Below are 7,180 nucleotides of genomic sequence, written 5' to 3'. Positions count from 1 at the left end.
AGGCTTTTGACCGTTGACTGTAGGGATACAGGAGGTAGAGCAATGCAGGAGCAATTGCCGAGAAACGTAGAGGTTTTATATGTGTAATTCGGTGATTCAGGTAGAGGTAATCATTCCGACGCAGACCAAATATCTGGATTTGATCGGAAGTATCGGTGAGCATATAGCAAAAGAACTGGACAAATTTTCCGGCGACCGAGAGGCGTTGGCTTATCATTTAAATCTGGTGTTAACGGAAGCGACCGTTAATGCTATCAAACACGGGAATTACGGCAATCCGGAAGACACTGTCAGAATCACCATCACTATTCAGGAAAAGGAATTAAACATCAAGGTTTACGATCACGGGCAGGGCTTCGATTTGGAGTCTGTGCTGCTGCCGGATTTTGATCATCCCAAAGAAGGCGGCATGGGTATATTTTTTATTCGCACCTTGATGGATTCGGTTACTTATACCCGGCAGGGCGATTGTAATGTTTTGGAAATCATCAAATATCTGAGCTGACAAACAATATAATCATGTTAAGCCCCGCAGGAGACATTTGTGTTTGAACTTAAGCAAGCCAATAATGAGATCAGTGATGCGCTTGAGTGGGGGTTTGACCTTCGTCTAAGTAGTGAGTCAATCGATACTGACTGGTTCAGTGTCAAAGCGAGGGAGCCATTTGTAGCCTTTGGAGAAGATGCCTCGGGTGGGGTCTTTCTTTCTGGTAATGTTACAGGCAGGGTGTTGTATGTAAGCTCGGAGGGGCAAGCTGGGATAGTGGCAATATCAATGTCGGAGTTCCTGCAACTGATTGTTACCCACCCGTATTGGTTTGATCTGCTTAAATTTTCAGGGAGTGGAAGCCTCAGTGAAATGCAGCGGTCGGTGCCGTACCTTGAATCTGAACAAGAAGAAGACGATAAGCACGAAATCGCTCAGGCTCGCGAGGCAGTGAGTAAAGGCTTAGCTATCAGCAAAAGCCCCCATGCTCTTCGACAGCTTCAATATGCAGTAAGTGCGGGTGGTGTCGACATCGAGGTTCTAGCCAAAGACGGTACTCGGTTTGGCTCGCTATTTAACAAATTCACGGTTGAATCAAATCTAATGTGGAAGCAGCATTGAATTAATGAAGTGTAGCGAGATGAGCAATGGCCTAACAACACCATCAACGCCGCTTTGGGCTGCCGTTTATGGCGAACGATGTAAGCCTTCATAAGGGATAAGGGGATAAGCAATTGAACAGACCTATCAAAACTTGGTCGAGGGCCTTGCAGCTTATAGCTGAAAGGGCTCTGGGCAAACAAGCCGGTCACCAATTGTGGAAGAAATACCAGTCAGCTTTTCCAGCCGAATACCAGTCACTGGTTTCACCGCGGTATGCGCTAAAAGATATGCTGTATCTCGAACAGATTCCGGCATCAAACAGTCAATGCATCAGCCTGCTTAATCCCGGCAAAAAAATCGATTATTACCGGCTGCATTTTTACAGCCGACAGCCGCGTTATCTGGACGAATATATCCCGGTTCTGGAAAACATGCATTTAAGAGTAATGGATCAGGTGCAGTTTCCGGTTACGGTTGATGGCGTGACCTTGTTTATTAAAAGCTTCACCATTAAGGGGGCAAAAAACCACGTCGTTTCATTCAGCAAGCTAAGAAGCCGAATGCTGGAAACCATTCGAGTGATGATGGATGGGAAAGTGGAAAATGACGCACTGAACAAACTATGTGTCATAACCGGCATGGCTTGGCAGGAAATCGATGTACTTAGGGCTTATCGGAACTATTATTTGCAACTGGGGCATCGAACTACTCGAGTCAGTGTGCATCATGCCTTGCTTAACAATCCTCAGGTTGCTTTATGCCTGTTCAATTATTTCGAGGCGCGCTTTAGACCGAATCCTGATTGGGATGATCCGGTGATCCGCGAAGAGCAGGCTTCGTTTTCGCTACGGTTGCAATTACTGGAGAGCATCGCCACGGTTTCCGATATTAATGATGACCGGATTTTGCGCACTTTGTTTAATCTGATTGATGCGACTATGCGCTGTAATTTTCATCTGCGTCGTAGTTTATCTGACTATTTCATCGCTTTTAAAATTAACAGCTTGGGCATTATCGATATGCCTGCTCCCAAACCGCAAAACGAGATTTACGTCCATGCCGTCGATATGGAAGGTATACATTTACGTAGCGGCAAGATTTCCCGCGGCGGCATTCGTTGGTCGGATCGTCCCGATGATTTCAGAACCGAAATTCTGGGCCTAATGCAAACCCAGATCAGTAAAAACTCTTTGATTGTCCCAACAGGAGCCAAGGGCGGGTTTGTCGTTAAAAAAAATGGCTCAAAGTTATCCAGCTTAAGGTTTAAAGAGGTCGGAAAAAAAGCCTACCTCATCCTGATACACGGTTTGCTCGATTTAACCGACAATTACCTTGATGATCAGGTCGTCAAACCGCAGAACATCGTATGCTACGACGACCCCGATCCTTATTTGGTCGTGGCCGCCGATAAAGGTACGGCACAGTTTTCGGATATTGCCAACGCAGTTTCGGCAGAATACCAATTCTGGTTAGGCGACGCCTTTGCCAGCGGCGGCTCCCGCGGTTATGACCACAAAGCACTGGGCATTACTGCGCGCGGCGCTTGGGAATGTATAAAACGCCATTTTCGTGAGCTAGGCAAAGCTTCAGTTTCTGCTCACGTCCCTCACCTGCGTCCTGTAGGCAAAGATATACAAAGCGAAGCCTTTACCGTAGTCGGCATCGGCAGCATGGACGGCGATGTGTTCGGTAACGCCATGTTGCTATCACCCTATATCCGGTTATTGGCGGCTTTTAGCGGCCAGCATATTTTTATCGATCCGAATCCGTCAGATACTAAAGCGGCATTTAATGAGCGCAAGCGTTTATTTGAGCTGCCGGGCTCCAGTTGGAATGATTACGACCGAACGCTTATTTCAGCAGGCGGCGGCGTTTATCCAAGATCGTCCAAAGATATTCCGGTTTCCGCCGAATTGAAAAAATGGTTAGGTATACGTTACAAATCGCTGGATGGCGAATCCCTGATACGTTATTTGTTGACTGCTCCGATGGAATTATTATGGTTGGGCGGTATCGGCACTTACGTCAAAGCCAGTACCGAAAAGCACGAAGATGTCGGCGACCGGGCTAATGATAATGTGCGGGTAGACGCGGCCGATTTGCGCGCCATTGTCGTCGGCGAAGGCGCTAATCTGGGTTTTACCCAAAAAGCGCGCATTGAATACAGCCTGAAAGGAGGGCGTATTAACACCGATGCGGTCGATAACTCGGCAGGCGTCGATACTTCCGATCATGAGGTGAATTTAAAAATCTTCCTGGTCGGTCTGCAAAAGAAAAAATTGATCACCGACTATCAGCCGCTATTCATCAGTATGACCCAGGATGTTTGCCGGTTGGTGCTGGCAGATAATATCGCCCAGAGCCTTTGTTTATCGTTGGAGCAATGGCGTTGCGAAGAAAATGCAGCAGTTTATTTGCAATTGGCCGAACGTTTGGAAGCCGCCGGTTCTTTCGATAGAGCCGTAGAATGCTTTCCGCCAACTAAAGAAATCATGTCCCGGCCGGGACAAGTCATAACCCGGCCTGAGCTTGCGGTATTAATGGCTGCAAGCAAAATGTACCTGACCCAGTTGATGCAGGACGACCAACCCGGTTTATTGCAGGAAGAATATTTTAACCGTTATTTACAGGCTTATTTTCCCGAACAGCTCAGCAAACAGTTTGCAGATTATTTGCCCGCCCATCCTTTGGCCCGTGAGATTAAAGCCACCCTGATCAGCAATAAACTAATCAATCAGGCCGGCTCCAGCTTTTTAAGTCTGGACTCGGACAGTAAGAACATTCCCCATCATGTCACTTGTTACCTGACCTTCGATCAGGTTTTAGATGGCGACGCCTTACGTCAGGCGATTAGCGCGCTGGACAATAAAGTAGCTGCCGACCAGCAGTATCGGCTATTAATGCTGCTGGAAAATACACTGATCGGTTTTTGTCGATGGGCTTTAATGCAAGGAAGAAAAATCCGGCCCACTGAACAAACCGTCACATGTTACACGCGGCATTTAAAAGATTATGAGCAGTACTTTAAAAATGAATATGCCGAGTCTGACGAGCAGTTGGCCCAATATCGGCAAGACGGCATTCCCGACCAGTTAGCGCTCAATATGGCGTTTATATCCAGCTTGACTGATTTTCCGCTGATTGTTTCACTCGCGGTAGAAAACGGGCAGAATTTTGTCACCATCCTGAAACTGTTCAATGAGATTATCCGTTATCTGGAGCTGGATGAGGTTAATGACCAGTTGGCGAAAATGCCCATACACGATTATTGGGAGCAAAATGTATTGAATGAGTTGCAAGAGGATATGAAGCGAGTAATAGGTCTGATAATTAAAGGCATCCTTGCAAGCAAAGCCCTAACTTGCGCCGACTACTTTGACCGGCCGGATCAAAAACATAAAATCAACCGATACTGGCGGCTTTATCAGGAAATTAACAATGCATTGCCGGTTAATTTGTTTCCGTATATTACATTGACTAAAGAGCTGGGGCATTTGGTTGATGGTAGTCTTTAATGCAGGGAAGTGGCATATCTAATCAGCCACATGATGCATAGGCATCTACACAAGTTATATTGCCTGATATCCCAAGCCTCGCCTAGCCGTTGCTCTTCGCCCTGATATCGGCTCGGGCTTAGTAAATCAATTGAATTAATGTTATTGATTTTACTTATCTGAGTTTTAACCAATAATTAATTTAATCTGCCCTCCATTGATTGGTCATTTATATGGGAATACCACTCATATGACGAATGACTACAACATTCTAAAATTCGTGATGAATGTCACATAACCTGAGTTTTAGTCTTGGACTTACAAAAAGGTCAGCTTTGGCTTGCATACAGCGGTAATTTTTTAACTCACAATGAGTCCGTCGCTTAACCCATCCAATCATGCCGGACTTTCCTGGCCGATATCCTGTGGAGAATGCAGATCATGGGGACTTGGAGTATGGTCGCCTACGTGATAACGAAAGGTGGTCGAATGTAGTTTGGGCATTCTTCAATTAAGAAGTCGATAGCTTATCGTAGGATAAGCCTTCCGTATTACTAGAACACGCTTTAAATCTCCATGTTTTTTTGCCATTAAGAAGAGTTTATAAGAGGCCAAAATGCAAATACTTAAGAAAAAAAGAAACACTTCATGCCGTGCCTATGGACTGACGCAGCTGTGGGCTGTTAGCTTGTTCACTTTTGTTTGGTCGTCAAGCGTATATGCCTGCTCTCTATTAAATAATTCAAATTGGTTTTGCTCTACGGCAGATAACTTTAAAGCATTTTTGATCGCAAACTCTTGTTTTGGTTCAGTGAACTGTTCTTCCGGCAGCTCAGGATCCTGTTATTACTCCACAAATTGCGGAAGCAACATTGCGTATTTTGGAGAGATGCCAGGAGATAGTGTTTGTGATCCTACTCAGAAATGGGACCCAAAATTAGCATGTGTTGATAACGATATGGCGAAGCAAGTAGGCGCTCCCAATCCTACACAGCCTCATGATGTTAATCCCACTACTTGTAACCCAATATCTATCGGTACCGGCAACAAGTTACTAACAGAAGTAGACTATATTGATGGAGGCAATTCCTTATTAAGGGTTGTTCGCACTTATAATAGTGCTCATACAAACCGCGCACAATATGATTTAGCAGCGCAGTGGTCTATTGATATTATCCGAGCGCTACGGCTGAATACCAACAACAATCCAACTATGGTTGTCGCCATCAGACCCGATGGAAAGGCGTTGAGTTATTCTCTTAACGGCAGCAATTGGAGTACCGACTCCGACATTAACGACACGCTGACTCAATTAAAAAACGGTAATATAGTTATCGGTTGGACTTATACCGTCGCCTTGAACAATTCCGTCGAGGAATACGATACATTAGGATTACTGCTTAAAATTACAACACGTAACAATCAACGCCAGCAATTCTCTTATAGCAACGGTGTTGGCGGCATCCAATACGGTTCCACTGCCCAAGCTAACGGTTATCTTGCACCGAGTTGTCAGCGTCCAAACGGCTTCACCATGCCCGGTAAGGCAGGTATCCTGCTCTGTGTTACCGACAACCAAGACCGACAACTCAATTTCGACTATGACAGTTCCGGCCGTCTCATCAGGTTCTCCGACCCAGAAGGACAGCTTACCCAATACAGCTTCGACGCCAACAACAATCTGATCGGTATTACCTACCCAGACGGAAAAACAAAGAATTACCTCTACGAAAATTCCATCTACAAAAATGCACTAACCGGTATCATTGACGAAAATGGTGTCCGTTACGCCACATACAACTACGACAACAACGGCAAAGCTTACAGTGAATCCCTAGCGTTGGGTGCCGCCGCTACCACTCTTAACTTCAATGCCGCGGCCACTACAGTGACAGATGCACTGGGTACGGTTCGCACCTACAATTTTCAAATGATTAATGGGATGCAGAAAAGCGTCGGTAGCGATCAACCGGCTGGTGCGGGCTGTAGTGCGGCTTCTAGCAACATCACTTATGACGCCAATGGCAACGTCTCCAGCCGCACCGACTTCAACGGCAACCGCACCAACTACAGCTACGACCTGACCCGCAACCTGGAAACCAGTCGTACCGAAGGGCTGACCTCGAGCGGAGCGGCCACCCCGGCAACCCGCACCATCGCCACCGTTTGGCACCCGACCTTCCGCCTGCCGGTGCAAATCACCAACGGCAACCAGCAAACCAGCTATGCCTATAACCCCCAAGGCGACTTGACAGAAAAGACCGTCAAGGACTTGGCCACCAACACCGCGCGCAGTTGGAAAACCGCCTATACCTATTCCGCCGTCCCCGGCGTATTACTGCAAAAAGTCGAAGACGGCCCGCGCACCGATGTATCCGACATCATCACCTACGACTATTACCCGGCCGATGCCGCATGCGCAGGAGGACACCTCGGCTGCCGCGGCCAGCTCAAACAAATCACCGACGCGCTCGGCCATAGCACCCAGCTGACCCGCTACTCCCCGCACGGCCAAGTCGAACAACTGACCGACCCCAACGGCCTCGTCACCACCCTGACTTACGATCTGCGCCAGAGGCTCACCTCGCTCGATGTC

Annotated in this window: 4 protein-coding genes; all 4 read left to right on the top strand. The window is 47.1% G+C overall.

All coding sequences use genetic code 11. The annotated features are described in order from the left end of the window. Positions 1–79: 79 nt before the first annotated feature. Positions 80–505 (top strand): ATP-binding protein, encoded by a 426-nt coding sequence (locus tag EPO18_RS08300; RefSeq protein ID WP_292432892.1) that lies wholly within the window; start codon positions 80–82, stop codon positions 503–505. Between the two features lie 39 nt (positions 506–544). Then, a complete protein-coding gene (locus tag EPO18_RS08295; protein WP_292432891.1) occupies positions 545–1,108 on the top strand; it encodes a hypothetical protein in 564 nt (187 codons plus the stop codon). 113 nt (positions 1,109–1,221) lie between these two features. Further along, positions 1,222–4,605 carry an NAD-glutamate dehydrogenase domain-containing protein gene (locus EPO18_RS08290; RefSeq protein ID WP_292432890.1) on the top strand — a complete coding sequence of 1,128 codons (3,384 nt, stop codon included), beginning with the start codon at positions 1,222–1,224 and terminating at the stop codon, positions 4,603–4,605. A gap of 937 nt (positions 4,606–5,542) precedes the next feature. Then, positions 5,543–7,180 (top strand): DUF6531 domain-containing protein (locus tag EPO18_RS08285; protein ID WP_292432889.1); only part of this gene is annotated, 1,638 nt, incomplete at its 3' end.

This window comes from Methylobacter sp., from assembly GCF_004322395.1.
Lineage (GTDB): Bacteria > Pseudomonadota > Gammaproteobacteria > Methylococcales > Methylomonadaceae > Methylobacter_A.
Note: the sequence above shows the minus strand (reverse complement) of the source record. Positions and strands in the feature narration are given on the sequence as shown.

Excerpts from the sequence above, each read along its gene's own strand:
- EPO18_RS08300 (WP_292432892.1), top strand. The coding sequence starts at position 80 with ATGTGTAATTCGGTGATTCAGGTAGAGGTAATCATTCCGACGCAGACC.